This window comes from Nocardioides sp. LHD-245 (assembly GCF_030929495.1).
GTDB lineage: Bacteria > Actinomycetota > Actinomycetes > Propionibacteriales > Nocardioidaceae > Nocardioides.
The window spans coordinates 63,041-89,853 of the sequence record NZ_JAVFWN010000012.1; the positions used below are offsets into that span (position 1 = coordinate 63,041).

Consider the following 26,813-nt stretch of genomic DNA (forward strand, 5'->3'; position numbering starts at 1 on the left):
TACGCCGTCGTGGTGCGGTGTTCTGGGGCACCGCTTCTCAGGAGTCGCTCAGCGGGGCCGGTTAGCCTCGCCGGCATGAGAGGGACGCTGGCCTGGGTGGGTCTTGCCGCCCGGCTGGTGACCGGTGGTGTGTGGATCGTCGCCGGTGGGCTCAAGATCACCGAGCCGGACGCGAGCATCGCCGCCGTCCGCGCCTACCAGCTGCTGCCGTCCTCGGTGGCCGAGGTCGTGGGCATCGCGCTGCCTGCTGTCGAGCTGGTCGTCGGCCTGGCGCTGGTGCTGGGGGTGTTCGCGCGGGGCGCGGCGGTCGTGTCGGCCGTGCTGTTCGCGGCGTTCATCGTCGGGATCGCGTCGGTATGGGCGCGCGGGATCGAGATCGACTGCGGCTGCTTCGGTGGCGGCGGGGCCAAGGCCGGCGCCGCGTCGGCGTACCCGTGGGAGATCGCCCGCGACGTCGCGCTGCTGGCCGCCTCCCTCCTCGTCGCGTTCCTCCGACGGACGCGACTGTCCCTCCATTCCCTACTGTTCACCTCGGGGCCCGACGATCGGGCCACCGTCACCGAAGGAGCCGTGCACTGATGTCGTCGAACTCGAAGGCCAAGGCCCGAGCGGACAAGGCCGCCGCCGAGCGGGCCGCGCAGGCCCAGCGCGAGAGCCGACGCCGGATCTTCACCATCGTGGGCGTGCTCGGCGTCATGGTGCTCATCGTGGGCGGCTCGATCCTCGTCAGCGTCCTGAACAAGGAGGAGGTCAAGGCGGTCGGCGCCGGCTCCAGTGACTACGGGGTGACCATCGGCGATCCCGACGCGCCGCACTCGGTCATCGTCTACGAGGACTTCCTGTGCCCCTTCTGCGGGCAGCTGGAGTCCGCGACGCGCGCCGACTTCGAGAAGCTGGCGGCCGACGGCAAGGTGTTCGTCGAGTACCGCCCGTTCGACCTGCTCAGCCAGAGCTTCGGCGACTACCCCATCCGGGCGGCGAGCGCCTTCGCGCTGGTGCTGGAGAAGTCCGGGCCCGAGGTCGCGAAGAAGTTCCACGACCTGCTCTACGAGAACCAGCCGTCCGAGGAGGCCCCCGACTCGGTGAGCGACGACGACCTCGTCGACCTCGCCGTCGAGGCGGGCGCCACCGAGGCCGACGTCCGCGAGGGCATCGAGAGCGTCTCTCACAAGGACTGGGTCACCGCGGCCACCGCCGAGGCCGACAAGGCCGGCATCCAGGGCACGCCGACCGTCCTGCTCGACGGGGAGGTCTACCAGGACGGCCGCACGATCCAGGACCTCGCCAAGAACCTGGTCGCGGAACTCGAATGACCGGGGACCGGCCGACTGGCAGGATCGTCCCGTGCTGAGCAACTTCGTCGCGGGCCTGCCCAAGGCCGAGCTCCACGTCCACCACGTCGGCTCCGCGTCGCCGCGGATCGTGTCCGAGCTGGCGCAGCGTCACCCGGGCACGGTCCCGTCCGATCCGGACCTGCTGCGGGAGTTCTTCGCCTTCCGCGACTTCGCGCACTTCATCGAGGTCTATCTCGCCGTCGTCGACCTGGTCCGCACCCCGGAGGACGTCCGCTACCTCACCTACGAGATCGCCCGGGAGCTCCACGAGGGCCAGACCGTCCGGTACGCCGAGCTCACCTGCACGCCGTACACGTCCGTGCTGCCCGACGAGCCGGGACGCGGCATGGCGATCGAGGCCTACACGGAGGCGATCGAGGACGCCCGCGTGGCCGCGGAGCGCGACTTCGGCCTCGTGCTGCGGTGGATCTACGACATCCCGGGGGAGTCGGGGATCCCGGCGGCGGACGCGACGCTGGGCTTCGCGCTCGACCACGGGCCGGCGGGGCTGCTCGGGTTCGGTCTCGGTGGACCGGAGATCGGGGTGCCGCGCGAGTGGTTCGTCCCCCACTTCGCCGCGGCCCGGGCCGCGGGCCTGCGCTCGGTGCCGCACGCGGGCGAGACGACGGGACCCGAGACGATCTGGACCTCGTTGCGCGATCTCGGCGCCGAGCGGATCGGGCATGGCACGTCGGCCGCGCAGGACCCGGCCCTGCTGGCCCACCTGGCCGAGCACCGGATCCCGCTCGAGGTGTGCCCGTCGTCGAACGTCGCCACCCGCGCGGTCGCCTCGCTCGACGAGCATCCGCTGCCGGTCTTCGTCGACGCGGGCGTCGTGGTGACGATCAACTCCGACGACCCGCCGATGTTCGGGACCACGCTGAACCGGGAGTACGAGATCGCGGCCGAGCTGCTCGGTCTCGACGAGGCGGGTCTGGCCCGACTGGCCGTCGCCGGCGTCGACGCGTCCTTCGCCCCGGACGAGGTCAAGCATCGGCTGCGCGCCGAGATCGCGGCGTACGCGCCCCCCGCGTGACATGGGTCCCGGAAGGCGTCAGCCCCACGGGGCTCATACCTCCCGCGGGGCTGCGTCCTTTGTACGGCGGGCGCGGGCTCAGTGGCGGGAGGCGCGCCGCAGCCGGCGGGCTGTGGCATAGGACTGCTCCCGCAGCCGCTCGACCCAGGCGTACTGCCGCAGGCCGGGCAGCGGATTGACAACCGGGTCGAAGGACACCTCGTCCTCCGGTAGCAAGGGCATCTCCAGCGTGAGCTCGCCGAGCGGGTGCCATGCCCGGCCCACGACGGCCCAGGACAGGTGGTAGCCGCGGACGTCGACGGCCCGGGCGCCGATCACCAGCGGGCCGGCCGGGCTGCGGTACGGCAGCAGGGTCGTCAACGGCGAGTCGGCGCTCCACGCCGGCAGCAGCAGGTGGCGGGTGACGGGGTCCCATCCGGTCGTGGCGAGCAGCAGGTCGCCGTACCGCGTCTGGCCCTTGCGCAGTCGCAGGGCCAGGCCCTGCACATCAGGCAGGCGACCGGGCAGCCCGATCGCCCGGGACAGGCGGACCGTCACCTCGTCCTCGCCCGGCTGGTCGATCCACGGCACCCCGATCGGCAGGTCCGTGCCGGAGCGGACCAGCCGGCCGGCGTACATCTCGCCGTCGGCGTGGAGCGGCTTCTCCGAGGGCGACCGGAGGGCGGCGACGCCGCGGGTGAGCGTCGACAGGGCGTGTCCGGCGAGGTCGGCTGCGGTGGTGATGACGGAGGTCGGCATGTCCGGGAGGTACCCGGGCCTTCGTGCCCTACGCGCTGTGCAGCCGGCTCGGCGGCAGCGCGCGGGCGCGCCAGCGGCCGGCGTCGTGGTCGACCTCGATCGGGTGCTCGAAGGTACGGGTGATGGTCTCGGTGGTGACCGCCTCGTCGACGGGGCCGGCGACCACGACCTGGCCGTGCGCGAGCAGCAGCGCGTGGGTCGTGGTGGTCGGCAGCTCCTCGAGGTGGTGGGTGACCAGCACCGACGCGACCTCGGGAGCCGTGTGCGCCAGGCGGTCCAGGACCGAGAGCAGCTGCTCACGGGCGGCGACGTCGAGGCCGGTCGTCGGCTCGTCGAGGAGCAGCAGCTCGGGCTGCGCGATGAGGGCCCGGGCGATGAGGGTCCGGCCACGCTCGCCCTGGGAGAGGTTCGGCCAGCGGGCGTCGCGCCGGTGGGCGAGGCCGACCTCGGCGATCAGCTCGTCGGCGGTCCGGTTCTGCTCGTCGGTGGGGGACCAGCGCATCGGCAGCTCGATGGTGCCGGTGACGCCGGTCAGCACGACCTGGCGGACGGTGAGCCCGGACTGGAGGGGGTGGCGGGGGTTGACGTGCCCGATGTGGCGGCGCAGCTCCTGCAGCTCGACCCGGCCCAGCCGCTTGCCGAGGACGTCGACCGTGCCGGACGTCGGGTGGACCTGGGCACTGCAGAACCCGAGCAGCGTGCTCTTGCCGGCTCCGTTGGGCCCGAGCAGCGCCCAGTGCTCGCCGGCCCGCACCGTCAGGTCCACCCCGTGGAGGATCTCGTTGCCTCCGCGGCGGAAGACGACGTCGTGCAGGTCGAGGACGGTCGAGCTCATGTCAGGCGGTTCCTTGCTGGTCTGCGCTTGTCTACTTGTCTGAGGAGTGGTTAGAGTCTAGGCCATGCGGACCACCAGCCTCCTCCTTCCCCGCCGCGGCGGGGCCTGGTGCGGCTGGCTCCCCGTCGTGGAGTGATGCATGCGCCGGCCATACCCACGACCGGCAAGGAACCCCGCATGACCGCCACCACCTGGAACCGCCAGCGTCCCTCCGGGATGCCCTCCCACCGCTACCGCGACGTCTACGACCGCGTGCCCGTCCCACTGACCGAGCGGACCTGGCCGACGCGCCGGCTCACCGCCGCGCCGCTGTGGGTGCCCGTCGACCTGCGCGACGGCAACCAGGCCCTCGCCGAGCCGATGGACCCCGCGCGCAAGCGCCGGTTCTTCGAGCTGCTCGTCGCGATGGGCTACAAGGAGATCGAGGTCGGCTACCCGTCGGCCTCGCAGACCGACTTCGACTTCGTCCGCCTGCTCGCCTCCTCCGACCTGGCGCCGCCGGACGTGACGGTCGTGGTGTTCACCCCGGCCCGCCGGGACCTGATCGCCCGCACCGTGGAGTCCGTGCGCGGGCTGCGCAACCCCGTCGTCATCCACCTCTACACGGCCACCGCGCCCACCTGGCGCGACGTCGTGCTCGGACACTCCCGGGCGTCGCTGCGGGACCTGGTCCTGGCCGGGGCGCGCGACGTCCTCGAGCTCGCGGACCGGCTGCCCGACGTGCGCTTCGAGTTCTCGCCCGAGGTCTTCAACCTCACCGAGCCCGACTATGTCCTGGAGATCTGCGACGCGGTGACGACCCTGTGGGACGCGACCCCCGAGCGGCCCGTGATCCTCAACCTGCCCGCCACCGTGGAGGTCGCCACGCCCAATGTGTACGCCGACCAGATCGAGTACATGCACAAGTCACTGGCCCGCCGCGACTCCGTGATCCTCTCCGTCCACCCGCACAACGACCGCGGCACCGGCATCGCCTGCGCCGAGCTCGCCGTCCTGGCCGGCGCGCAGCGGGTCGAGGGCTGCGTCTTCGGCAACGGCGAGCGCACCGGCAACGTCGACATCGCCACGCTCGCCCTCAACCTGCATGCCCAGGGGATCGACCCGATGATCGACTTCTCCGACGTCGACGAGATCCGCCGCACCGTCGAGCACTGCAACCGGATCGAGATCCACCCGCGCCACCCCTACGTCGGCGACCTGGTCCACACCGCCTTCAGCGGCACGCACCAGGACGCCATCCGCAAGGGCCTCTCGGAGCACCGCGCCCGCGCCGCGGAGCTCGGCAAGCCCGCGGACGAGATCGAGTGGCGGGTGCCCTACCTGCCCGTCGACCCGGCCGACCTCGGCCGCAGCTACGACGAGGTGATCCGGGTCAACTCCCAGTCCGGCAAGGGCGGCATCGCCCACCTGCTGGAGGCGGAGTACGGCGTCGACCTGCCCCGCCGCCTGCAGATCGACTTCAGTCGCCGCGTCCAGCAGCACACCGACGCCACCGGCGGTGAGGTCACCGCCGCGCAGCTGTGGGCGCTGTTCGAGGCGGCCTACCTGGCCGACGCCGCGGCGGAGTCGGCCGCGCGGGGGAGCGTGCTGGCGTCGTACCGGACGGGGGTGGGGGCGGGCACCGACGCCGTCCCGCTCACCCTCGTCGAGTACCGCTCCGACGACGGCTCGACCACCTGGGCGGCGATCCGGTCGGACGATGGGCGCTCCTCGCCCAAGTGAAGGTCAACCCCCGAGCCTCGGTCGATTCCACTTCCGGTCGTCGCACTCGGCGCGATCACACCACCACGGTCAACCTGCAGCGTGCCCGCATGACCGATCGTCGCAGGGCCGAGATTGTCGCTGCCTATCAGGACGGCAAGAGTTCGAGGCAGATCGCCAGCGAGCTGCAGGTAGCCAAGTCGACGGTTCTGAATATTCTCAGGTCGGCGGGGGCCGAGGTTCGACCCCGGGGAAGAGGAAGCCGGCGGTAGGTCGCAGGGCATCTGCTACTTGAGCTTGATGAATGTCCCGTCCTTGGTGAACATTTCGCGGTAGTGGCCGACACGAGCGTGGATCTGCTGGGCCTCGACTGGGCGACCGTCACGCATCTTGTAGAGGCCGCGCCGCTCGATGGCGGCGGCGAGATCAGATGCCCGCATCATCCGCTCCGGGGCGGTCTTGAGGACCTCGGCCATAGCCGCGTGCAGGGTCAGGGGGACGTCCGTCTTGGTGAAGACCAAAGTCTGCCCTGGTGCCGGCGAAGGCTCCAGGTCAAGAAGGCCCTCGAACAGGGCGACCTGTCGATCTACAGCAGCCAGTTCTGCGGCGATCTGTTCGCGGTGCTCCCGGAGCGTGATCAGCCGACTTCGAACCTCTGCACCATGCTCTCGGGCGAGGTCCGCGACTGCAGATACGAATGAGCCCATGACAACTCCTTGTGCGACTGTGCGATAAATTTGTGCGACTGTCGCACATGGCATTATCACTCTGCAAGGTTTTAGCGGGAGTACATGCCGCGACCGAGTTCCTTGCGCCGCTTGAGGTCTCCGTGGACGACCAACGTCTCTAGCTCCCAGCGCAGCTCGTGCTGCCAACGCGATCGACCGGTCGATGCCTCGATCTCGTCGTCGACAAGGTCCGGGTGATCTCGCTCCACGGCGGCGTAGATGTCACGGAGATGGACGGGGCGGCCGCCTGCCTCCAACCTCACGATCGTGGGCAGCAGCTGGGCGAACTCCTGGCGACGTGTCATGTGCGTGAGGGTAGATCTGGGGTACGACACGTGGCATCAGAAAACCTTCTTCGCAGCAGCCTTAAGTCGGGCTGCTGCTTCATGTCTTATGTAGGTGTCACTTCCCGAGGCGGTCCAACCGAGGCCGTCCAACAGACATAGGAGGTAGGGGCATGACCATCACCACCGCGGACGACCCGTTCGCAGCACAGAAGGCCCTCGTCGAGACGCTCGACAAGTCCGGATGGAACCTCATCGTGGGCGACGCGTTCGTGCGGGGTATGCGCGACATCGGCTACAAGAGCACGTCGTACGCGCTCGCCGAGCTGATCGACAACTCGGTCCAGGCCAACGCAACGTTCACCGACGTGATCTTCGGCTTCAACAAGGGCGGCGCCAAGCCGAGCCAGATCGCCGTCATCGACAACGGCTGGGGCATGGTCCCGGCTATGGTGCGAGCATCCCTCGTCTGGGGTGCGGGCACCCGCCCGAACGACCGGCGCGGCTTCGGCAAGTACGGCTACGGCCTGCCGAGCGCCTCGGTCAGCCAGTGCCTCCGCGTCGAGGTCTTCTCGAAGACGGCTGACGGTGAGTGGGCGAAGTCCTACCTCGACGTGGAGGAGATCGGCAACGGCGACTGGACGACGGACCACCGGATCAACACGCCGGAGACGGTCATGGCGGAGCCGCCGAAGTTCGTCGTCGACCACCTCAAGAGCACGAAGCGCTGGCCGTTGGAGCACGGCACGGTTGTGGTGTGGGACAAGCTCGACGGCACCCGCCTCGACTACAAGACTCGCGACGCGCTGCGCGACAGCCTGCTGAGCAATCTCGGGGTCATCTACCGCAACTATCTCGTCGACGTCCCCATGACGGTCGACGGCGAGAAGGTGGAGCCCTGCGACCCGCTGTTCCTCACACCGGGCTTCCGCTACTTCGACCTGGACAGCGACCGCGCAGTTGAGCTGCCGAGCGCGATCGTCGAGGTGCCCGACCCGGTCACGAAGAAGGTCAAGGGCGTCATGCGAGTGCGGTTCTCCCGGCTGCCCGCGACCTTCTATCGGAAGACGGAGCACAAGGGCACCACGTCGTCCGGCAAGGGCGTTTTCAACGAGCGCGCGGCCATCGCTGACCTGCACCACGGCGTGATCTTCCTGCGCAACGGCCGGCAGATCGACGTCGTGCGCCCGAAGAACCTGCTCGGGGCGCTCTCCAACCCGACGACGGACCGGTACTGGAAGATCGAGGTCGACTTCGACGCGACGCTCGACGACGAGTTCGCCATGACCACAGCGAAGCAGCAGGTCATCCCATCGGAGAGCGTCTGGGATCGGCTGAAGGACTCGGCCAAGTTGGCCGAGAACATCGCGAACATGCGGTCGACCTACAAGAAGGAGACCGCTGAGATCCGCGAGGAGGTCGAGGAGAAGAAGAAGGCCTCGATCGCCGCGCTGGAGCAGGCCCAGAAGTTCAAGACCACCAAGCCGCCGAAGGACACGCAGTCCCGGCGCGACGAAGCGGCCAAGAATCTCGAGGACGAGGCGAAGCGCCGTGCCAAGGAGTCCGGCGTCGACGAGGAGACGGTCAAGGAGGAGATGAAGGCGCAGCAGGCTGACAACCCGCGTGCCGTCGAGACTGAGGACCTTCCCGGGGCTCCGTTCTTCCGGTTCCTCGCGCGAGGTGGGCAGATGGTGCTCCTGATCAACAAGGACCACCCCTTCTACGCAGACGTATACGCCGGGCCGGGATCGAGCATCGCCACCCGTGCGGCGCTGGAGCTGCTGCTCTGGACGCTCGGGGAAGCAGAGGTCGATGCTGAGCCTGAGTCGGACCGCCGCGCGTTCTACGAGTCCGAGCGTCAGACCGTCTGGTCGCCCAACCTCAAGGCCGCGCTGCTCGCTTTGCGGCAGGTGGATGTCGCGGACGAGCCTGACGAGGGCGACACCAGCGCAGCCTGACCGAAGGTGGGTGGCAGCCGGACCGGTGTAACTCCGGTCCGGCTGCTACCCTCAGGCAGCACAACTACATACAGCAGGGGTTCGTCTACATGCTTGGGCAATACGCCTGGGCCTACCGATGATGTTCGAGCCGCCAATGCGACTACTGCACACCCATCCGGGTGCCCCTGAGACCTGTCAACCTCAAGGAGCACATCCACCATGGGTGTTTTTGTTATCCCGAGCGACCCGTCGCTCGAAGACCTGATCCGGGCGGCCCAGGCCGACCCGGACGACGACTCGGCCGCGATGGCCGAGATCCTCAACCGCTTCGCCGGCTCGATCACGGCGACGGCTAACAGCGTCACCAGCGAGTGGAACGCTTGCCAGGACGCCGCCCAGGGCGCGCGCCTGGGCCTCGTCAAGGCCGTCCGCAAGCACGCCGTGGGTACCGCAGGCTTCATCTCCTACGCTCGCCGCTACATGCGCACCGAGGCCGTCCGTACCTGTGCGGCGATGGCCGGCAAGACCTCCTCGTCGCCGGAGGGGGTCCGGGAGCGCTCCGTGCGGCCTGGGGCGCGCCGCCAGGGCTGGGCAGGCGTCGAGCCGAAGGCCTTCACGATCGAGTCCATCTCGGCTCTGCTCGACCCGACACAGGCGCGCATCCTGACCGACCGCTACCTCCACGACCGGGAGATGTCCGACATCGCTCGCGACCTCGGCGTCTCCGTCCCGGCGATCTCGCAGCGACTTAAGACGATCCACAAGGTCCTTCTGCCGGCGCTCGTCAAGGCGGTGGCGGCATGAGTGACGCACACCTCGCCGCCCTCCTGCTGCAGGCGCAGACGGTCGCCGACATCGAGAACATCCTCGGGATGGTGCCCGCGAAGGCCATCCCGGTCGGCCGCGACAACAACATCGGCACCATCCGGATGGCGTCCGACCCCGGCCTCGCGATGATCGAGCGGCTGACCAACGGCATCGACAGCCTGCTGGAGCTGGCAGTACTCCTCAACCCCGGTGCTGACCCGCAGACGCCGCAGGAGGCCGCCGCGCTGCTCGGCATCCCCGTTGGCGGCTTGGCGGACATGACCGATACTCAGCGGCGGTCGCTCGCGGAGAAGCTGGTCATCTCACTTCACGAGTCGGGCGAGAAGCGCCGTCCGACGGTGCGCGTCACCGACCAGGGTGTGGGCCAGCACCCCTCGATGTTCTGGAAGACCCTGCTCTCCCTGAACGAGTCGAACAAGGTCGGGAAGCCCTTCACGATGGGCACGTACGGCCAGGGCGGCTCCGTGACCTTCGGCTTCAGCAAGTACACGCTGATCATGTCGCGGCGCCACCCCGAACTGCTCGAGGACGGTCAGGAGGACCTGGTCGGCTGGACGATCGTCTACGAGGAGCAGACCGACCCCACCAAGAACATCCTGCCGCGATACGTCTGGATCGTGCAGGAGGACGGGACGCCCTTCACCCTGCCCGCCGGGCTGTTCCCGGACTTCCCGCACGGTGCTCGAATCACGCACGTCGAGTACGACGTCCAGAACCTCCAGGGCCCGTTCACGACGCAGATGTGGCAGTTCCTCCACGCCGCCCTGTTCGAGCCGGTGCTGCCGTTCCTCGTGAGCGGTGACCGGGCCGGTGACCCGAAGAAGTCCGACGGGAGTCCTGACAGCCGCGTCATCATCGGCAACGCGGCCCGGCTCGGCAACGTCGCTAGTGCCAAGGGTGACCTGGAACTGGGTGCTTACGACAGCCACGTGATCGACCTGGGCGGTGACTACGGGTCGGTCACCGCAAGCTGGTGGGCGCTGGTGCGCCCGGAGGGTTCGAAGTCCAAGAGCGACCCTGCTGGCTCGTACGTCGACGCCAACTCGGCCGTCTCGTTGACCCTGCACGGCCAGCGCCAGGATGCGGAGAGGCGGACGTGGATCAAGGACAAGGCCAAGATGCCGTTCCTCTTCAAGAACATGGTCGTCCACATCAACGCCAACGGGCTGAAGCCCCAGGGGCGGCGCGAGCTGTTCGCGTCCACCCGCGAGCGCGCGACCGAGAGCGAGCTGCGCAAGCTGATCTACGAGCGGGTCTCGGACCTGATCCGCAGCGACGGCGAACTCAAGGCGCTGAACCACTCGGAGAAGGAGCGGCTCCTGAAGCGCTCGACGGCGGCTACCAACGAGAAGGTCCGCAAGCGCCTCGGGAAGTTCATCAAGACCAAGCTCGCGGGTCTCGCCAAGCCGGCTGGCGGCAGCAAGGGCTCGGGGACGGGGCCTGGTGGCAGCGGTGACGCGTTCTCTGGTGGAGGGTCGACAGCCTCGACCGGAGGCGGGGGTGGCCACGGCGGTGGCGGCGGAGGAGGTCGGGTCACCGACGACACCGCGTTGCCGAATGTGCCGACCGAGATCACCTTCGACTCCAAGCGGATGCGCCTCGCGCAGGGTCGCGGCTCATACGTCTGGGTGAACGTCGACGCCAAGAACAACTACCTGCCGAACCACGACGACGACCTCAAGGTGCGGGTTGAGGGTCCCAGCGACCACGGCGTCACGCTCTCGAGTCGGTCGGTGCTGCTCGGCGGCAAGACGCGTTGGGCGTTCTTGGCGACGCCGGAGACCCCGATCGGGGAGTACAAGCTCCACGTCGAGCTGACGACCGCTGGTGGTGAGCTGACGGCGACGCTGCCAATCGACGTGGTGGAGGCGCCCAAGCTGCCCTCGCAGCCCAAGGGTGGTCAGGATGAGGAGACCGGTCCGGACGTTCGCTGGGTCAGTAAGGCCGACGGCGACGCCTGGAGCGACCGCTTCGGTCCGCAGGTCGTTGGCCTGGTCGACCAGGACGACGAGTCGACGATCATCTGGGTCAACCGCGACTACGACCTGCTTGGCAAGGCACTGGCGTCGAGCTCATTGACCGAGGAGCAGATCAACGTCCGCGCGGATCGGTACCAGTTCCCGGTGGCCTGCGGCCTGTGGCTGCAGCACCACGAGACTTCTAGGATGGAGGCGCCGCCCGACGATCACTACCTCACTGGTGAGTTGCACCGGCTCGCTGAGGCGGTCCTGGTGGCGATGGACCCCGATGTCGAGCTCGCGGGCAGCGAGTCCGAGGACTGAGGCCAGGCTTCTTGAACGGGCTCCTGGGCGGAGAACAACCGCCTGGGAGCCCGTTTCGCATTTCCGGTTGTCCCAGTCGCGGGGCGTGTTCAGAGGTGCGGTACGAGGTCGTGTCGGACCCCACGCCTACGGTCAACTGAGACGGCCGAGGAGGTCCTTGCTTGCGTTTCCTGGCGACCCGCTGGAAGGGTTGCGATGCCGGGTTCCAGGCGGAGGTCTGGCAGAATCACATGGATGTAATTCGAAGGGTGGTGGGCACGGGTGGTAGCGGCGCGTGAGGGGACGGCGACGGTCTCGGAGACGATGACCAAGCCAACGCGGGACCACCAGTCCTTCCCGGTTCTCGATGTGCCTGTAGCCAGGATCCGGCCGGAAGACGGCCTAGGTCGCAAGCGCGATCGCGATGGTCACCGCGAGCTGCAACGCTCGATTGAGCAGTTCGGCGTCCTGACCCCGATCACCGTTCGCTCCGCTCCAGACGGCAGCGGCGACTACCTGCTGATCAAGGGCCAAGGACGCACGCTGGCGTGCCGGCTGCTGGGCGTCGAGACCATCCCGGCCATGGTTGTGGACGACACGTACGCCGAGACTGAGAAGGTCCAGCAGTTCTTGGTTGAGAACGTGGCACGCCTCAAGATGCGCCCGGTCGATCGGGCACTCCTCATCCAGCGCGCTCGCCAGGACGGCGAAGAGACCTCCGCGATTGCCCGCCGCTTCGGCGTGTCCCCCTCGACCGTGCGCCGCCTGCTCGCACAGCTTGACGGTGTGACGTCCCGCGAGGTCGAGGCTCTGGAGGCCGGAGATGTCAGCCTTGCCATGCATGCCGTCATTGCTCGACACGTCGACCATGCCGAGCGGCAGGCGGTCCTCGAGGTGATCTCGGGCCTGAAGCTCAAGACCAAGGAAGTCGAAGCACTGTTTGTCGCGCTTGGCTGGCAGGAACTGACCGAGCTGGGGCGCAAGCAGTTCGGGCATCGCATCGCGCTGTTTCAGTGGGCGTGCAATGCGCTGGCGGACCTGCCGGCGGGCACGCTAAAGGAGCGCTTCCGGCAGCTCGCTATGGACTTCCCGACGGCCGTCCGGAAGCAGGGCGACTCCTACGAGGTGGTGGCCCGGTGAAGCTCATCGAGGTTGCCCCCGACGAGCTGGCGCTCAGCCCGGAGCTGGTGCGCTCAGGCAGCGCCAAGTCATTCGAGGACCGGCTTCGGTCCTCGGTCGACGAGATCGGTCTTGCCGAGCCGCTAAAGGTGGCAGCTAGCCCAGACGGCGGCTACCTGGTGATCGACGGCGCGCTCCGACTCGGCGCCGTCAAGTCGCTCCGGGAGAAGGATTCGACTCGGTTCCAGACGATCCCCGCGTACCTGCTGGACTACGACCTTCGCTACGAGATCCGCTTCCAGTCGGACATCTACCAGGATCTGCTCCCAAGCCAGCTCGCCACCTTGGTCGAGCACCTGCATAAGGCCGAGAACGTTCTGAAGGTTGACATCGCCCGCTACATCGGCGTCTCGCCGGCGACGCTCCGGAACTACACGGGGCTGTGGCGCCTCATGGAGCGCCGCGGACTGGCCGCCCGCATCGTCGAGCTGATGGATGTTGGTGTGTTCCCGTCATCCAATCCGTACGCGTGGCTGCGATTGACGGATGAGGGCCTGGAGCGGGCGCTTCGTGACAAGTTCGCCAAGGGGGAGGATCCCGAGGTCTGGGTCTCCGCTGTAGCGGATGCTGCGCGGCTGGGTGGCACCGAGCGCTACCCGCTGAAGTTCATCGAGATGGTCACTGCGGCGCTGCCGTCTGAGTGCTTCCACGCTGGCGAAGACGTCCGGGCGATCAAGCGCGACCTGGGTTTGCGGCGCGCTGCGGGCAAGGCGACGCAGAAGATGTTCAAGGAAGCCCGCGACCACTTGTCGCGGGTGTCCAAGGAATCGAAGCAGCCGGTGGTCGTGGCAGCGGCGAAGTCGTTTGAGGCCTACCTAGCATGAGCGTGATGACTGACTGGTCCGAAGACGCGTATTTCGACACGCCGGAGCGTGGAACACTGGACGGTGGAACCACGTCGTCCGGCGACCTCTGGCACAGCGTCAGCTCGCGCTGGGGACACTCGATGCACACCATGTGCTCGTACCACGGGATGTTCCCGGCGAAGGTGGCTCACCAGTTCATCCAGCAGTACTCGCGTGCTGGCGAGGTTGTTCTCGACCCGTTTAGCGGTCGAGGGACGACACCGCTTCAGGCGCGCGTCGAGGGCCGCAAGGCCGTCGCCAATGACCTGAGCCCGCTGGCCTACGTGCTCTCGCGCGCCAAGACCGCGCCGCCGACTTGGGAGGAGGCCAACGCTTTCGTCGACGAACTGGAGAAGGCGTTCAAGGCGAGCAAGCAGGGCGAACTGGATGTCTCCCCTGACATCCGGATGCTCTACCACGACAACACGCTCGCCCAGCTGTGCTTTATCCGGAACCGCCTGCTGTCGAAGAAGATCACGACGTGGAGCCGAGCTGAGTTCATGCTGGCCGGCTCGCTGGCGGGCATCATGCACGGCGGCTGGCGTCGGGACGGCACGAGCCAATACCTCAGCATCAGCATGCCGAACACATTCAGCATGTCACCGACGTACGTCGAGAAGTTCATCCGCGAGAAGGAGCTCAAGAAGCTCGACCAGGATGTTTTCGAGCGGTTGCGCGACAAGCTTGCTCGTCTCTATCTTGACGAGAACTTGGGCCAGGCAGGCGTCGCGCACCATCTGGACGCCGCCACGCTGTTGACCGGCAAGGAGCTTGCGCCGGGGTCGGTCGACCTTGTCGTGACCTCCCCGCCGTACCTCCAGGTGGTGAACTACGCACAGTCCAACTGGATTCGGCTGTGGCTGCTGGGTATCGACGAGGTTGGTCGCGAGCAAGGCGCGGGGCGGAAGAAGCTCAACGCTGTCCTCGACCACCGCCACACCTTCAGCTCGTACTGCGACTTCATGCTGCGCACGGCCCTCGGGATCCAGCGCGCGCTCAAGAAGGACGGCATCGCGGTGCTGGTGATCGGCGACGTGAAAGATCCGGGCAAGGAAGACGCCCTGCCGCTCGCCAACCAGATGTGGGATGAGATCAAGGGTCGGACGAGCATGCGGCTGCTCGAGACCATCAAGGACGACCTCCCCGCTACGAGCAAAGTCAGTCGCATCTGGGGCGAGACCAAGGGCCAAGCGACGAACCGCGACTGCGCGCTGGTCCTGACCCACGAAGACGGCGATCCCGACCTGAGTCGCACCGACATCGACTGGGACGAGCCGTGGAAGGACGGCGGTCCTGACGCCGCCCATGAGCGGGTGCGGAGCGCGCGCGACGCGGTGGAGCCGGCGAGCTGACGACGTCGACTCGCCGTGGCGCCCTGGTGGCCGTTCTATTGAACCCACCCAGTGCCAGTTCGGGAATGCGCAGCCGCAATGCCGTCGAACGTGCTGCGACGCTCCTCGGCTACGACGAGGTTGTCATCGCGAACCTGTGCGCTGCAGCGACGCCTTCTGTTGCTGAGCTCAACAGCTTTGACCAAGATGCTTGGGCTGCCTCTCGCGCCCAGCTGAACGTTTCGATGCAGGACGCGGCAGGTCTCCTCGCAGGCTGGGGCGTCGCCGGCCTGAGTGGTGACGCCCGGCGCTGGTTGCAGGCCCAGGTTGAGTGGTTGATCGGGACGGCTGAGTCGTGCGGCATCGGTGCGTTCTGGACGGTCGGCGGTGAACCGAGGCACCCATCACGCTGGCACCAGTACGTGTCCGACAAGTATGGGCGGACGAGCGGCGGGTCGTTCGAGGAGCGGCTGAAGCAAGTGCTGATCGAGGTTCCGACTGAGTGTTGGGTTACGACCGCTCGTCACAGCCGATCGATCCAGGTGTCCTCGTCGCGTTGATCCCACGTCGAGCCCGACCGCTGGGTCTCTGGCGCCGGTCCGAGGCGAGTGAGCACCGTCAGGGCCTCCTCGTGGGTCAACGCTCGCAGAGACTCGACTGGGCGTGCCGCAACTGCCTCGATGGCCCGCTGACGGTCCGTCATCGACGTCAGGCCCCGAGCGTCGAGCGCCTTCCGGAGGAGGGCGATCTGCCAGTCGGCGACGGGTGCAGCGACGGGCTCAACAGACTGCGGCCCCGGTTGTTCGTCGTCGCCGAACAGGGACAGGTCATCGGACATCGGGTCAGGATATTAGGCGGACGTGGCCTGCAGGAGAACCGGGCGTGCCGGGTTCCATGGCGGCTTCCAGGCATCGATAAGGGCCGCCCCCTCTAGGGTGCCGTCGTTAATGTCATGCTGCCGATCGTGACGAACCTGAGTGATGACGATGAGCTGTGCCTGCGCATAGGGCGCGTCGCCCGCGCGCACGTAGAGCTGGACATATCCCTACGCTGGGCGCTTGAGACCATCGTTCCTCCGGGGCCGGCGGCCCTTCGGATCAACAATCAGATCAGCACGAGCAAGCTGGTTGGCGACATCAGGGCGCGACTCGAGGAGAGCGATATCAGCGCGGACTTCCAGGCCGCCGCAGCGTCCGCGCTGCAAGCAGCGGAGGACGCCGGCAAGACGCGCAATCGCGCAATCCACGATTGGTGGCTTCCAGCTCGAATCGAGTCGAGCGATGGGAGCGCGCCTCGCATTGCCTGGCGTGGCTATCGGGCCAAACCGGGAAAGGTCGGCCTGGCTGCCAGCCTGAGCACGGATCTCGACAGGCTCGATACAGCGGTTGTCACGATTAGGCGAACCAGCGCCAGGGTCAAGGCGATGGCCCAAGCGCTACCGGAAGCGTTCTCGCTTGATACAAGTCGTGCGGCGAGTACCCCGGGCCAGATCCTTGACTTCGAGTCGGCCTTGCATGTCATGGAGAACCGATTCGATCTGCTGGCCGACGGGACAGTCAAGGTGCACCCGCCCGACAGCTCCGCGTAGAACGCAAGCCGCTGTCGTCGAGCCTGGCCAAGGCCAGGCGCAGCGCACGCATTGTGTCGCACCGCCTCGCCCGCGCCCGTCCGAAGGCTCTCCGTGCCGGCGGCCCTGCTGACGTAGGCCAGGTCGGCGCCGCTACACCGCCAAGCCGGACACCAGTTGCCCCGGGTCGACCTCCAGCGCCTCGGCGATTCTGATGATGTTGTGGAGCGAGATGTTGCGCTGGCCACGCTCGACCTGACCGATGTAGGTCCAGTGCAGCTCGCAGATGTCGGCCAAGGCTTCCTGGCTGAGTTCGAGCTCCGTCCGGCGTTGGCGCACGCGCGCACCGAACTCGGCGGTTGCCGAGGACAGTGGAGGCTTGCCTGCGGGTCGGGGCACGGCCCAACCCCATCGGTCTCAAGACTTTCCATCCAGAGACCTTGAATCCCAAGACTATGGGTCTTATCGTCGTCCTCCCGGAGAGACTGGGAGGTGCAGGCGTTCCTTGTGATGCGCCGGCCACGGGACAACGAGGAGATCCACATGAGTGGCGGCGGCGGGTTCTTTCCGACGGACGTGAAGCCGAGCCTTCCGGTTCGGATCAAGCAGCTGGTGCAGCGACTTCGCCGTCCAGTGTCCAGATGAACGTGACAGCAGCCTTGGGCAGCACCCACCCCGGCACTTCGATCGAGACAACCTTGGTCGACTGCTCTTGGGGCAGGTAGCTGACCCAAGGCTGCTTCGCGCTGGAGACGAGATCAGTCACCTGCAGGGTGCTGATGTTCGTGTCCGTGTAGTCGAGCGTCAGACGCAGGTTCTTCGTCGGTTGTGTCATCGCGAGCTGGAGCCAGTGGCCCTCGCGAGTGATGACGGTGCGCAGCGTGTGCCGGATCTTGACCGGCTTGCCGGCTCGGACGACGTCCTCACCGAGATCGACGGTGTAGGTCTGACGGGTCTCGGTCGCACTACGGCGGATTGAGCACGGCTCTCCGTCGACGCTGAACTGCAGAAGCTCGTACGCGGCCTTGTCAGTGGGCTGGAGTCTGGTCTTCGGAGACAGGAACCACGTGGATGTCGCTGGTACTTCGTCGAGTAGGTCGTGGAACTCGTCGCGGTTGCTGACGCAGGCAAACTTCTGCACTCGAGCACTCGGCACGAGCGTGTAGTCCCAGGTCACGATGACCTCGAACAGCGGCACCCCAACGGACCCACGAGGAGCACCCTCGGTGCTCCGCTCAGCTAGGGCTGAGAGCCGAACGTCGATGTCGACGTCCGACCAACGCTCTGATGACCGGATCGCCTGATCCCGCACGTCGGCGTAGATCTCTCGCGCGAACTGCTCGTCACCGAGGCGAAGGACGAGCGCGTTGGTGGCCAACTTGTCGAGTGTCTCGGTGGTCGCAACACCACGCATGCTGTCTGGCGTCTCTGCGAAGCCGGCAATGACCGCATCCCTGATGTCGGGTGAGGCCTCTTTGAGGACATTTCGCAGACGCTCGGTGTCAGCTGCCTCTTTGTCTCGTCCCGTAAAGAAGTCCACCGCAATTCCGATGGCACCGGTGACGAGGAAGACACTGGACAGGCCATCGACCACTGCAACAACCAGACTGGGCGAATCCAGGCCCTTCAACGACTCTGCCAGCGTCGAGGTCAGAAGACCGAGGATGACGAGCAGTGCTCCGATGAAGAGGAGTTTGAGACGATAAATGCGGGCGAGGAGAGTCGAACGGTCTTTCATTGCTTATGGCAATTATCTCAAACTTCCTAGGGCATGTGAAGCCTTTTGTGCGCAGAATAGAAATAGAGCCCTCCCCGAAGGAGCGGGCTCTACTTCGGGTGGGCTCTCATTTAAGGAGGTCGAGCCAGGCGGCTTCAATCTCCTCGCGTTGATCCAGGATTTGGCCAATCAATGCCCGTGTGGAGGCGGGCATTAGCCTATCGCAATCTGAATGGTGTTCGCCAAGTTCATGCGCCAGCTTGTAAGCGATGCCGAGAAGGAGGCGAGTGCCATCGGCGACACTCTGCCAGTAGTCGCGGGTATCGTTGGCGGCCTCGGGCATACCGAGCGCTGTCGTGATGACGCGCCACATCCACTGACCGGATGCCAGTTCGTCCTCAAGGGACAGGTCGCGATCTTCCATCGTTCTTCCTCCTGAATTGTGAGATGGAGCGCATGGGCCGCAAGTTCCTAGTGATTTCGGCCCGTGCGCTTCATCCCAGCGACGGAGGTATAGAGATTTAATCACAAAGTGGTTGACATGTCAACCGTGATTCGTCTTGGAGATCATTATCCAAATGCCGCGAACCTGCTGAACTACGGTCACGCTCGTCGGAAATGGTAGATGATGCTCGAAACAAATGCGCGGCGGGACAGTTGCCAGCCAATCAATCTCAAGCGAGACTCGATCGAGCTGGCCGAGCTGGCCTTTCAGCGCAAAGGCCTTCCATTCGTGCCACCTCCTCTCCCAAGGTTCTCGGCGCTCAAGCCACGCCGGAGGATTATCGGGAAGTTGGTCAGAGCTTGCAATGTTGATTGTGGTTGGCAGTTGGTTGGATCGGGCGCGCAGGACCCAGCGTGTTCGGTTGCTAGGGAAGTGCATGATCATTCGCGCTTCGATTTCTTCCTCGGAACCAGCAAGCTCAATATCGAGGATTCCGACGGATGAATCACCTTGGTCCATCACGGAAAGAAACTCCGCAAAACGCTGAACGCCCCGGTTGGCTCGGCGTCGACCGGTTGCTGAGTCGCCGCTTTTTCCCAGATGTAACGCGTACGCGCTGAATCTTTCGTCTACGTCGCCCGTGCTGACCGCCGGATGCAAACCTAGTGCCACAGCGAGTCCGGCGATTTCCTCATCGTCGATGAAGCCACTGAGTAGCTCGGTCAGATGATGCAGTGCTACCTCACCACTTCCTGAGCCGAGCAGCCAAGTGATGTCTTGTGCGTGGTCTTCAAGAACTGTCCCGCTGAGCGGAGCGCAGCGCCACAGGCCCCTGAGCTGGCTCTCGAGGGTTCGCGCGGCACGCTCCCGCTCGCGGTCGCGGTAACGGACGAAGAAGTCCGACGGCGGCAGATCCATGGCTCAGAAGATTGCAGATTCTTGCCATGACCTCCATGCCGCAGCCTGCAAGTCTCGAACTGTTGAGTTCATCCAAGAGCCGGAGGGCCCGCTCATGCACACCGATCTGCTTGACCACCTCATCGCCGCCGACTGCGCGCTGGCCCGTGTCGGCCGACTGGCGGCGGGTGCAGTGCTGAACCAGGAGATCCACTCCCAAGACCTCGCCGAGTGGATCGAGCAGCTGCGGGATCACCTCGACGCCATCCCCAACGAGTAGGAGGAGATTTCAACATGCCGAACAAGCACATGGACCGGGTCGACCGGCAGTACGCCTTGATGGGCGGTGGTGGCGGTGGACTGGAGCGCTACCGCGACCGCACGCCGACCGAGGTGGTTGCGGATGGCTACATGGCCATCACGCAGGTCGCCGCGCTTAACGCCGTCACCCAGATGGGCATGGAGTCGCTTCGTCAGTGCGACCTGAAGCGTCAGGAGGTACTGGCTGAGCACCCCAACCTGGAAGCACCCATCACCGGGCTGCTCTTCAACCACGCCCGCCTGACCGCGGAGATCCAGAACTCCGTCGCGAACAACGACAAGCGAGCCTGACATGCACACCCTCATCGCCATCGTCGTCACGCTCGTTGTCGCTGGCAGCCTCGTTTGGTTCTTCCTGCCGGCCGCTATCGACACGATCACCCTGAAGCGGCAGAACACCCGGATCAGCGCCATCACGAAGCAGACCAAGCGGGACATGGACAACCTGGCCCGTCGTCAGCGACGGGACGGGTGGTGACCGGTGGACACCCTCACTGATGCGGCCGGCCCCTACGACCGAATCGGCATCGCCGAGATGCGGTCTCACGGGTCCTCGCAGCTCGGGCAGCTGGAGCAGGCCCTCATCGGCACGGTCGCGCGGATGGTGCTGGTCGTGGTCGATGAGATCGCCTGGACGGCGACTGTCGCACCGGTGTCCGTGCGCACGGAGATCCAGGAGCTGGCCCAGGCGCTGGCCGGCGTCACGGTGGACTGGGCGGCGCAGTGGTCGCTCGAGTCGCCAGTAGCCCACCCGTCACGTGCCGGAGGGGAGGTGATCCCCGATGGCCCGGGTTCGTGACCTGCGGAAGAAGAAGCAGCCCTTCTGCCCGGTCTGCTTCCGGTACATGACACGCGCCCAGGCCCGAGCGCACAGCCAGCACGCCCGCCTCATCCGCTGGCCGAAGAAGTAGCTGCCCTGCGTCTACGCATGTAGTCGGGTGGGCCTGGTCGGAAGCACTGCAATGCCCCGACCAGGCCGCTCGGACACCGCAATCACACCCATCCACCCTTCACGCCAATGAATGACTTCAAGGAGTTCTCGCATGCCCACTGACAAGCCTACGACCAAGAGACCGACCCGGTACGTTCCGGCGGCCGGCCCCCAAGGAGCCCGGATCAACCTGTCGCGGTTCGTCCGCGAGCGGGCCGACCAGACGGCCGAACGGTTCGGCTTCGGCCGGGTCCCCACCTCAGATGCGCCCTCGACCTCCCAGCAGCTCCGCGGCGCCTTCGCGCACTCAAAGGCCACCGGCGACCCGTTGCCGATCTCCAACCTCTTCTGCGACGACACGATCTACCTTGAGCCCGAAGACAACGTCGCGTTCCGGTTCTGGCACGACGTCAGCCACTGCCACCTCGGGCTGTCGTTCTCGCTGCCCGACGAGTGGGAGCTCGCGGTCTGGCATCTCAATGCGCTGGCTGCAGCCGGGCTCGGTCCCGGTACCAGGGAGCACGAGCTGTTCCGTGCCGACGTCCTCGGCCAGGTCATCCTGCTCGGCGTCGCTGGCCGGTTTCCGTTCAACCAAGGCGAGTTCACCCGTACCTGCATCAACCTCGGACTGGATGAGGGCATCCTGACCGAGCTGCGCCGAGTCGAGGCGGCGTCGTAGTGGACGACTTCTCCCGAGGCAGCCGGTTCCTCGATACCGCGGTCGGGCTGCTGCTCGCCGCCATGGCGCTGTACGGGGCGGTGCTCATCCTCCAGGCCATCTGGGCCTGGCTGTGTGTCGGCCTGGCGGTGTGCGGCATTCTCGCCGCGATTGCGCTGCTAATTCGACGAGAATATCGGCGGTGGTAGCGCCAAATAATGACGCCTTCCGGTCGGCGTTGTGGAATGAACAATCCATATTGACCGCTGCATGCGTGCAGCGCATAGTCAAGGGCAGAGCCGCTGCATTCACGCAGCGCTGCCAATCCACGTCATCAACTGCCTGAAAGGAGGTGTATTTCGTCATGCCCAAGAACAAGAGTTACAAGAATGCAGCATTGGCCGGAGAGCCAGAGGACGTCTCCGTGACTCGCGCCGAACGCCGCGACCAGCAACGAGCCCGCAAGCAGCGCGCCTCCACCAAACGCCGCCGCGGCGGTGAGCGTCGCTTGACCATCCGCTCCGAGCAGCGCACCACGCCTGACACTCGCAAGATCGCCCGGGCGATCATCGCGATGGCCGCTGCCGCCGCCGAACGTGACGCCGCAGCGCAGCGCCCACAAGCACCCGAGGCTCCGAAGCAGGAGCGTCGCGATGCTTGAGCGACGAGCTTCCGGTCCCTTCGTCTGGACCCGCCTCGACCTTCCGAGGTCCCTGCCTGCCGAGCAGGCCCGCGCCGCCCTGACAGCGCTCGCCGGGTTGAGCGGCCAGCCCCAGATCGTGCTGGAGACGACCGGCCGGGACGGCGTGGTGACGTGGAAGCTCGGTACTGACGCTCGCCACGTGAAGCGGGCTGTGGCGGCGCTGGGTGCCCAGATCCCTGGTCTGGGCCGCCCCGACCAGCCATCGACCTTCGATGGTCTCGGTTCTCGCGTCGACCAAGCGGCTCGGCTTCGAGTCGCCGGCGACCGTCGGCTACCGCTGCGCTGGGACGCCGCTGAACCGGCCACTCGTGGGCTCCTCGGCGCACTGGCCCAGACGCGCCGGGGCGAACTGCTCCACCTACAGATCATCCTCGGACCGCGTCGTCGGCCCCACCAACTACCCAGTCAACCCGCTCAGACGCCCCGTGAGGCGACAGCGAAATCGGGAGAGTACGGCTTCGCGTGCGAAGTCCGGATCGGCGCCTCAAGCCGCGACACCGCCCGCTCGCGCAGCCTCATCGCCAGCGTGGTCTCCGCCTGGCGACAACTCGAAGCGCCGGGTGTGCGGCTGCGCATCGTCGGTGCACCACTGACCACCTTCGACCAAGCCCGGTCCAGCTGGCGTTGGACCAACACACTCAGCGTCTCCGACCTGGTCCCGCTGACCGGCTGGCCCGTCTCAAGCGCCAAGGCCGCGCCGCTCCCGGGCGTCGCTTCTCCGCATCCATGCCTCCTGGCTCCGGCGAAGGCTGCGCGCCGTCACGGCCGCGTCGTTGGCACCGCAACCGCCCGGCCAACACAGCCTGTCGCGCTCTCCGTCGACGACTCGCTCCGGCATCTGCACCTCATCGGGCCGACCGGGGTAGGGAAGTCCACTCTTATGGCGAACCTGGCGCTACAAGACATCGACGCTGGCCGCAGCGTCGTGGTCATCGATCCCAAAGGCGACCTGGTCGACGACATCCTCGCCCGGGCTGACGAGCCGGCTCTCGATGACATCGTCGTCCTCGACACCAGGTCCCCGGCCCCGGTGGGTATCAACGGGCTGGCTGGTGCAAAGGATCCGGACCTCGCCGCTGATGTCACCCTCGGCGTACTCCACTCGCTGTACGCCGATGCGTGGGGCGTCCAAGTCCAGGACGTGCTCCACGCCTGCTTGACCACCTTGGCCCGGCGCGGTGATGCCTCGCTGGCGATGGTGCCGCTGCTGCTGACCAACGACGGCTTCCGACGCTCGGTCGTCGGCCCGGTGATCCGCGCTGACTCCATGGGACTCGGCTCGTTCTGGGCCTGGTGGGAGGCGCTATCCGATGCGGAGCGCACCCAAGCCATCGCGCCGATCATGCGACGACTGCGCCCGATCCTGCTGCGCCCCGGTGTCCGCGGCGTCCTCGGCCAACGGCACCCGCGGTTCAACCTCGCTGACGTCTTCACCAAGCGCCGCATCCTCTTGGTCGATCTCGCCAAAGGCGCGATCGGTGCCGAAGCTGCGCAACTCATCGGCTCACTGGTGGTCTCCCAGCTCTGGGCTGCCGCGCTGGCACGCGCTGGTGTTCCGGCTCAGCGTCGTCATCCCGTCATGGTCATGGTCGACGAGCTCCAGGACTACCTGCGCCTACCGGGTGACCTCTCCGATGCGCTGGCCCAGGCTCGCGGACTCGGCGTCGGCTACACGTTGGCCCACCAGCACCTCGGCCAGTTGCCGCCGAAGGTGAAGGCTGCCATCACCGCCAACGCTCGCTCCCGTGTCGTCTTCGAGCTCACCGGTCCCGACGCCCGCGAGATCGCCGGCCTGACCGGAGGACTGCTCGCGACCGAGGACTTCACCGCGCTCCCGGCCTTCCACGCCTACGCCGGACTGCTCGATGGCAACCAATCCCGGCCGTGGGTCAGCTTGACCACGGCGCCGCTCCCGGCGCCGCTGCGGGATCCGCAGCTGGTGCGTCAGCGATCCGCGGAGCGCTACGGACAGCCGCTGTCCGAGGTCGAGGCGGACCTGCTGACCCTTGCCGGGCAACCCGCCACAGGTCGCGGCGGTAGTCAAGTGCCTGGCGAGGAGTCGTTCGGCCGCGCCCGTCACCGAACCTCACGGACAGGTACCGAAGGAGAGCCGACATGAGCGGCTATACGCCAGGCGCTGGCCTTCCAACCGGTCTTCCGCTCGGCTTCAGCAGCGACGTGGCATCGCCGCAGGTCAGCGACGTAAACACGTCCCGTCGGGGGACGACTACTCGCTCCGTCCTGCCTCCCGAGCCGGCCGCCGGGCCGCTGCCCCGCAAACGCCGCCGCGTCGACGCCGACGTCCTCAACCGGATCGCCGACAACATTCCGGAACGCGACCGCCAGGTGCTGGACCGCATCGGTGAGCACCGCTACCTGACCACTCACCAGGTCCAGGCCTTTGTCTTCACCGGTCACGCCTCTGACGAGTCAGCGGCACGCACCGCGCGCTACGTGCTGGCCCGGCTCGAACGCCTGGCGCTCATCCGCTCCCTGGCCCGGCGCATCGGGGGAGTGCGAGCCGGGAGCGCGGCCCGGGTCTGGCAACTCGCCCCGGCGGGCGCCCGGTTGCTTCGCGATGACGGCAGCACCTTCCGCACCCATGAACCCTCCGAGCGTTTCTTAGCGCACTGCCTGGCCGTCGCGGATGCCCACCTGGCTGCTCGCGCCGTGCGCCTGCGCCCCGGGGTCCAGGACGTCACGGTGCAGACCGAACCAGACTGCTGGCGCCGCTACACCGGACAGGGCGGCGAGCCGCGATGGCTGCAACCCGACCTCGCACTCAGCATCCAGACCGCCGAGTACACCGACCGCTGGTTCATCGAGGTCGATCTCGGCACCGAGAGCCTGCCGACGCTGCTCCGCAAGTGCGGTCACTACGAGGCTTTCCGCCGCAGCGGCATCGAGCAACACGAGAACGGGACTTTCCCGTTGGTGCTGTGGCTGTTCGCCAAGCCGGAGAGGGCCGACCGACTGCGCGCCACTGTCCTGCGCAGCCCGCGTCTGACACCCGCGCTCTACCGCTACACCACCCCCGAGACCTTCACTGCCGTGCTGACGGAGCCGCTGTCATGAAGCGCCGCTCCCGACCACGCCACACACCGCGCAACCAGATCCTCGCCGGAGACGCACTCGACCGACTTGAGAGGCTGGAGGACCACTCGGTCGACGCCATCGTCACCAGTCCGCCGTACTTCCGTCTGCGCGACTACGGCCATCCCGGCCAAGTCGGCCTCGAGCACCACATCGACGACTGGGCCGACGCCCTGCAGAAGGTCCTCCGTGAAGCAGCCCGCATCCTCGTGCCCACCGGCAGCATCTGGCTCAACCTTGGCGACAGTTACAGCACCCACCCTCGCGAGGGCGCACCGCGCAAGAGCCTGCTGCTTGGGCCGCAGCGCTTGGCCCTCCGCCTGCTTGCCGACGGCTGGACCGTACGCAACGTCGTCGTCTGGGCCAAGACCAACCCGATCCCGTCCAGCGTCCGTGACAGGCTGTCGACCACCCACGAGATCATCTACCTGTTGACCCGGCAGCCTCGCTACTACTTCGATCTCGACGCCCTCCGGGCACCGCACACCTCACAGCTACGTCCGCGTCGGGCCGGCCGGGCGCCCACCGCAGAGCGGCCGGCCTGGCTCGGGCCGAACGCCGACGGCGACCGAGGACTCGACGCCCTGCATGCCGCCGGTCGTGCCGGGCACCCGCTGGGCAAGAACCCCGGCGACGTCTGGCAACTCCCAGCCGGTGGCTACCGCGGTGCCCACTTCGCGACCTACCCCGAACGCCTCGCCCGCCGCATGGTTGAAGCCAGCACCCCACGGATGCGCTGCACCCGCTGCCGCGCTCCCTGGACCCGCGCAGTCATCCGCCACGGACACCAGGCATGGCGAGCCCCACCGCGCCCCACCTGTAGCTGCGCCTCCAACGCCGAGCCCGGCATCGTGCTCGACCCCTTCATCGGGGCAGGGACCACGGCCATCGCTGCGGCCAAGCTCGGCCGCGACTGGCTCGGCATCGAACTCAGCGACGATTACATCCGGCTCGCCCTGGACCGCTACCGCCGCGAGGTCCGCAGTGGACGGCCAGAGCCGAATCAGCAAGCACCAGGAAAGGAGGTGACATGACCCACGAACGACACGCCACAACAACCCCAAGCAGCCCCGAGGCCGCCAGCCGCGAGCACGCCGCTGTCTACGACGCCTGGGCCCGGCTTAACGACCACAACCCCCACGCCCTGGCGCTCTTCGACCGCGCCTACTGCGGCCACTACGACTCCGTCGCCGCCTGGGCTGGCGACGTCGTGGCGAGCACCGAACTCGGCGAAGTACTGGCCCAGCAGATCCCACACTGGATCGCCAAACACCTCTTCCTCGACTATCAGGGCCTGGCTCGCGAATGGACCGACAACCGCGAGGTCCACATTGAGCCGGACCCAGCCGGTGGCGTCTGGGTCTTCGACCTCCGCGCCCGGCTCCTCTGACCTGGTCTCGCGCCGGACCACGTCCCTCATCGGGGGACTGCGACCGCCTCA

The 26,813-nt window shown here is 67.0% G+C and carries 34 protein-coding genes; 25 read left to right on the forward strand and 9 right to left on the reverse strand.

Going from position 1 to position 26,813, the window contains the following annotated elements:
• The first annotated feature begins 75 nt into the window (after positions 1-75).
• From RB608_RS18050 to RB608_RS18060, 3 genes are read left to right on the forward strand one after another with little or no spacing between them, the layout of a single operon-like run.
• Positions 76-579: a MauE/DoxX family redox-associated membrane protein gene (locus RB608_RS18050; RefSeq protein ID WP_308089432.1), complete on the forward strand. Its 504-nt coding sequence runs from the start codon at positions 76-78 to the stop codon at positions 577-579.
• Positions 579-1,313 carry a thioredoxin domain-containing protein gene (locus tag RB608_RS18055; RefSeq protein ID WP_308089433.1) on the forward strand — a complete coding sequence of 245 codons (735 nt, stop codon included), beginning with the start codon at positions 579-581 and terminating at the stop codon, positions 1,311-1,313. Before RB608_RS18050 ends, RB608_RS18055 begins: the two co-directional genes overlap by 1 nt.
• Before the next feature lie 31 nt (positions 1,314-1,344).
• Positions 1,345-2,370: an adenosine deaminase gene (locus tag RB608_RS18060; RefSeq protein ID WP_308089434.1), complete on the forward strand. Its 1,026-nt coding sequence runs from the start codon at positions 1,345-1,347 to the stop codon at positions 2,368-2,370.
• Positions 2,371-2,448: 78 nt separating this feature from the next.
• Here the strand turns inward: RB608_RS18060 and RB608_RS18065 are convergent, their stop codons facing one another.
• Positions 2,449-3,108, reverse strand: coding sequence for a hypothetical protein (locus RB608_RS18065; protein ID WP_308089435.1), 660 nt, complete (start codon positions 3,106-3,108; stop codon positions 2,449-2,451).
• A 28-nt stretch (positions 3,109-3,136) separates the two neighbouring features.
• A complete protein-coding gene (locus RB608_RS18070; protein ID WP_308089436.1) occupies positions 3,137-3,943 on the reverse strand; it encodes an ATP-binding cassette domain-containing protein in 807 nt (268 codons plus the stop codon).
• A gap of 177 nt (positions 3,944-4,120) precedes the next feature.
• On the opposite strand from RB608_RS18070, the gene RB608_RS18075 reads away from it, so the two are divergent.
• On the forward strand, positions 4,121-5,665 hold the full coding sequence (locus RB608_RS18075; RefSeq protein ID WP_308089437.1) for a 2-isopropylmalate synthase: 1,545 nt from the start codon (positions 4,121-4,123) through the stop codon (positions 5,663-5,665).
• A gap of 89 nt (positions 5,666-5,754) precedes the next feature.
• Positions 5,755-5,916: a helix-turn-helix domain-containing protein gene (locus RB608_RS28325; protein WP_392391015.1), complete on the forward strand. Its 162-nt coding sequence runs from the start codon at positions 5,755-5,757 to the stop codon at positions 5,914-5,916.
• Positions 5,917-5,931: 15 nt separating this feature from the next.
• Here RB608_RS28325 and RB608_RS18080 read toward each other — a convergent pair whose 3' ends face one another.
• Complete coding sequence (locus tag RB608_RS18080) at positions 5,932-6,351, reverse strand: hypothetical protein (protein ID WP_308089438.1); 420 nt, start codon at positions 6,349-6,351, stop codon at positions 5,932-5,934.
• A 71-nt stretch (positions 6,352-6,422) separates the two neighbouring features.
• A complete protein-coding gene (locus RB608_RS18085; RefSeq protein ID WP_308089439.1) occupies positions 6,423-6,677 on the reverse strand; it encodes a hypothetical protein in 255 nt (84 codons plus the stop codon).
• 152 nt (positions 6,678-6,829) lie between these two features.
• Between RB608_RS18085 and RB608_RS18090 the strand changes: the two genes are divergently transcribed.
• The 7 genes from RB608_RS18090 (at position 6,830) to RB608_RS18120 (ending at position 15,600) form a co-directional block, all read left to right on the forward strand.
• Positions 6,830-8,614, forward strand: a complete 1,785-nt coding sequence (locus RB608_RS18090; RefSeq protein WP_308089440.1) for an ATP-binding protein — start codon at positions 6,830-6,832, stop codon at positions 8,612-8,614.
• Between the two features lie 201 nt (positions 8,615-8,815).
• Positions 8,816-9,400 carry a sigma factor-like helix-turn-helix DNA-binding protein gene (locus RB608_RS18095; protein WP_308089441.1) on the forward strand — a complete coding sequence of 195 codons (585 nt, stop codon included), beginning with the start codon at positions 8,816-8,818 and terminating at the stop codon, positions 9,398-9,400.
• Positions 9,397-11,706, forward strand: coding sequence for a hypothetical protein (locus RB608_RS18100; RefSeq protein ID WP_308089442.1), 2,310 nt, complete (start codon positions 9,397-9,399; stop codon positions 11,704-11,706). Before RB608_RS18095 ends, RB608_RS18100 begins: the two co-directional genes overlap by 4 nt.
• A gap of 303 nt (positions 11,707-12,009) precedes the next feature.
• Positions 12,010-12,825: a ParB/RepB/Spo0J family partition protein gene (locus tag RB608_RS18105; RefSeq protein WP_308089443.1), complete on the forward strand. Its 816-nt coding sequence runs from the start codon at positions 12,010-12,012 to the stop codon at positions 12,823-12,825.
• On the forward strand, positions 12,822-13,688 hold the full coding sequence (locus tag RB608_RS18110; protein ID WP_308089444.1) for a ParB/RepB/Spo0J family partition protein: 867 nt from the start codon (positions 12,822-12,824) through the stop codon (positions 13,686-13,688). The genes RB608_RS18105 and RB608_RS18110 overlap by 4 nt, the downstream gene beginning before the upstream one ends.
• A gap of 5 nt (positions 13,689-13,693) precedes the next feature.
• Complete coding sequence (locus RB608_RS18115) at positions 13,694-15,061, forward strand: DNA methyltransferase (protein ID WP_308089445.1); 1,368 nt, start codon at positions 13,694-13,696, stop codon at positions 15,059-15,061.
• 26 nt (positions 15,062-15,087) lie between these two features.
• A complete protein-coding gene (locus tag RB608_RS18120; RefSeq protein WP_308089446.1) occupies positions 15,088-15,600 on the forward strand; it encodes a DUF1643 domain-containing protein in 513 nt (170 codons plus the stop codon).
• Here the strand turns inward: RB608_RS18120 and RB608_RS18125 are convergent.
• Positions 15,564-15,878 carry a hypothetical protein gene (locus RB608_RS18125; RefSeq protein WP_308089447.1) on the reverse strand — a complete coding sequence of 105 codons (315 nt, stop codon included), beginning with the start codon at positions 15,876-15,878 and terminating at the stop codon, positions 15,564-15,566. The two genes, RB608_RS18120 and RB608_RS18125, sit on opposite strands and share 37 nt — an antisense overlap.
• A 126-nt stretch (positions 15,879-16,004) precedes the next feature.
• On the opposite strand from RB608_RS18125, the gene RB608_RS18130 reads away from it, so the two are divergent.
• A complete protein-coding gene (locus tag RB608_RS18130) occupies positions 16,005-16,628 on the forward strand; it encodes a hypothetical protein (RefSeq protein WP_308089448.1) in 624 nt (207 codons plus the stop codon).
• 132 nt (positions 16,629-16,760) lie between these two features.
• On the opposite strand, the gene RB608_RS18135 is transcribed toward RB608_RS18130, so the two are convergent.
• The 4 genes from RB608_RS18135 to RB608_RS18150 form a co-directional block, all read right to left on the reverse strand.
• Positions 16,761-17,006 (reverse strand): helix-turn-helix transcriptional regulator, encoded by a 246-nt coding sequence (locus RB608_RS18135; protein ID WP_308089449.1) that lies wholly within the window; start codon positions 17,004-17,006, stop codon positions 16,761-16,763.
• Between the two features lie 202 nt (positions 17,007-17,208).
• Complete coding sequence (locus RB608_RS18140; RefSeq protein WP_308089450.1) at positions 17,209-18,345, reverse strand: hypothetical protein; 1,137 nt, start codon at positions 18,343-18,345, stop codon at positions 17,209-17,211.
• A 106-nt stretch (positions 18,346-18,451) separates the two neighbouring features.
• Positions 18,452-18,748, reverse strand: a complete 297-nt coding sequence (locus RB608_RS18145) for a hypothetical protein (protein ID WP_308089451.1) — start codon at positions 18,746-18,748, stop codon at positions 18,452-18,454.
• Positions 18,749-18,868: 120 nt separating this feature from the next.
• A complete protein-coding gene (locus tag RB608_RS18150; protein WP_308089452.1) occupies positions 18,869-19,687 on the reverse strand; it encodes a hypothetical protein in 819 nt (272 codons plus the stop codon).
• A 94-nt stretch (positions 19,688-19,781) separates the two neighbouring features.
• Here RB608_RS18150 and RB608_RS18155 point away from each other — a divergent pair, with 94 nt between their 5' ends.
• The 12 genes from RB608_RS18155 (at position 19,782) to RB608_RS18210 (ending at position 26,762) form a co-directional block, all read left to right on the forward strand.
• On the forward strand, positions 19,782-19,946 hold the full coding sequence (locus RB608_RS18155; protein WP_308089453.1) for a hypothetical protein: 165 nt from the start codon (positions 19,782-19,784) through the stop codon (positions 19,944-19,946).
• Positions 19,947-19,960: 14 nt separating this feature from the next.
• On the forward strand, positions 19,961-20,278 hold the full coding sequence (locus tag RB608_RS18160; protein WP_308089454.1) for a hypothetical protein: 318 nt from the start codon (positions 19,961-19,963) through the stop codon (positions 20,276-20,278).
• Between the two features lies 1 nt (position 20,279).
• Complete coding sequence (locus tag RB608_RS18165; RefSeq protein WP_308089455.1) at positions 20,280-20,465, forward strand: hypothetical protein; 186 nt, start codon at positions 20,280-20,282, stop codon at positions 20,463-20,465.
• 3 nt (positions 20,466-20,468) lie between these two features.
• The gene (locus RB608_RS18170; protein WP_308089456.1) at positions 20,469-20,786 is read left to right on the forward strand and encodes a hypothetical protein; all 318 of its coding nucleotides are present in this window, start codon (positions 20,469-20,471) and stop codon (positions 20,784-20,786) included.
• Complete coding sequence (locus RB608_RS18175; RefSeq protein WP_308089457.1) at positions 20,770-20,898, forward strand: hypothetical protein; 129 nt, start codon at positions 20,770-20,772, stop codon at positions 20,896-20,898. Before RB608_RS18170 ends, RB608_RS18175 begins: the two co-directional genes overlap by 17 nt.
• A 132-nt stretch (positions 20,899-21,030) precedes the next feature.
• A complete protein-coding gene (locus RB608_RS18180; protein WP_308089458.1) occupies positions 21,031-21,597 on the forward strand; it encodes a hypothetical protein in 567 nt (188 codons plus the stop codon).
• The gene (locus RB608_RS18185; protein WP_308089459.1) at positions 21,597-21,785 is read left to right on the forward strand and encodes a hypothetical protein; all 189 of its coding nucleotides are present in this window, start codon (positions 21,597-21,599) and stop codon (positions 21,783-21,785) included. Before RB608_RS18180 ends, RB608_RS18185 begins: the two co-directional genes overlap by 1 nt.
• A gap of 155 nt (positions 21,786-21,940) precedes the next feature.
• Positions 21,941-22,237 (forward strand): hypothetical protein, encoded by a 297-nt coding sequence (locus RB608_RS18190; protein WP_308089460.1) that lies wholly within the window; start codon positions 21,941-21,943, stop codon positions 22,235-22,237.
• A complete protein-coding gene (locus RB608_RS18195) occupies positions 22,230-24,398 on the forward strand; it encodes a type IV secretion system DNA-binding domain-containing protein (protein ID WP_308089461.1) in 2,169 nt (722 codons plus the stop codon). Before RB608_RS18190 ends, RB608_RS18195 begins: the two co-directional genes overlap by 8 nt.
• A complete protein-coding gene (locus RB608_RS18200) occupies positions 24,395-25,354 on the forward strand; it encodes a replication-relaxation family protein (protein WP_308089462.1) in 960 nt (319 codons plus the stop codon). Before RB608_RS18195 ends, RB608_RS18200 begins: the two co-directional genes overlap by 4 nt.
• Complete coding sequence (locus RB608_RS18205; RefSeq protein ID WP_308089463.1) at positions 25,351-26,406, forward strand: site-specific DNA-methyltransferase; 1,056 nt, start codon at positions 25,351-25,353, stop codon at positions 26,404-26,406. The genes RB608_RS18200 and RB608_RS18205 overlap by 4 nt, the downstream gene beginning before the upstream one ends.
• Positions 26,403-26,762 (forward strand): antirestriction protein ArdA, encoded by a 360-nt coding sequence (locus RB608_RS18210; RefSeq protein ID WP_308089464.1) that lies wholly within the window; start codon positions 26,403-26,405, stop codon positions 26,760-26,762. Before RB608_RS18205 ends, RB608_RS18210 begins: the two co-directional genes overlap by 4 nt.
• The last annotated feature ends 51 nt before the right edge of the window (positions 26,763-26,813 follow it).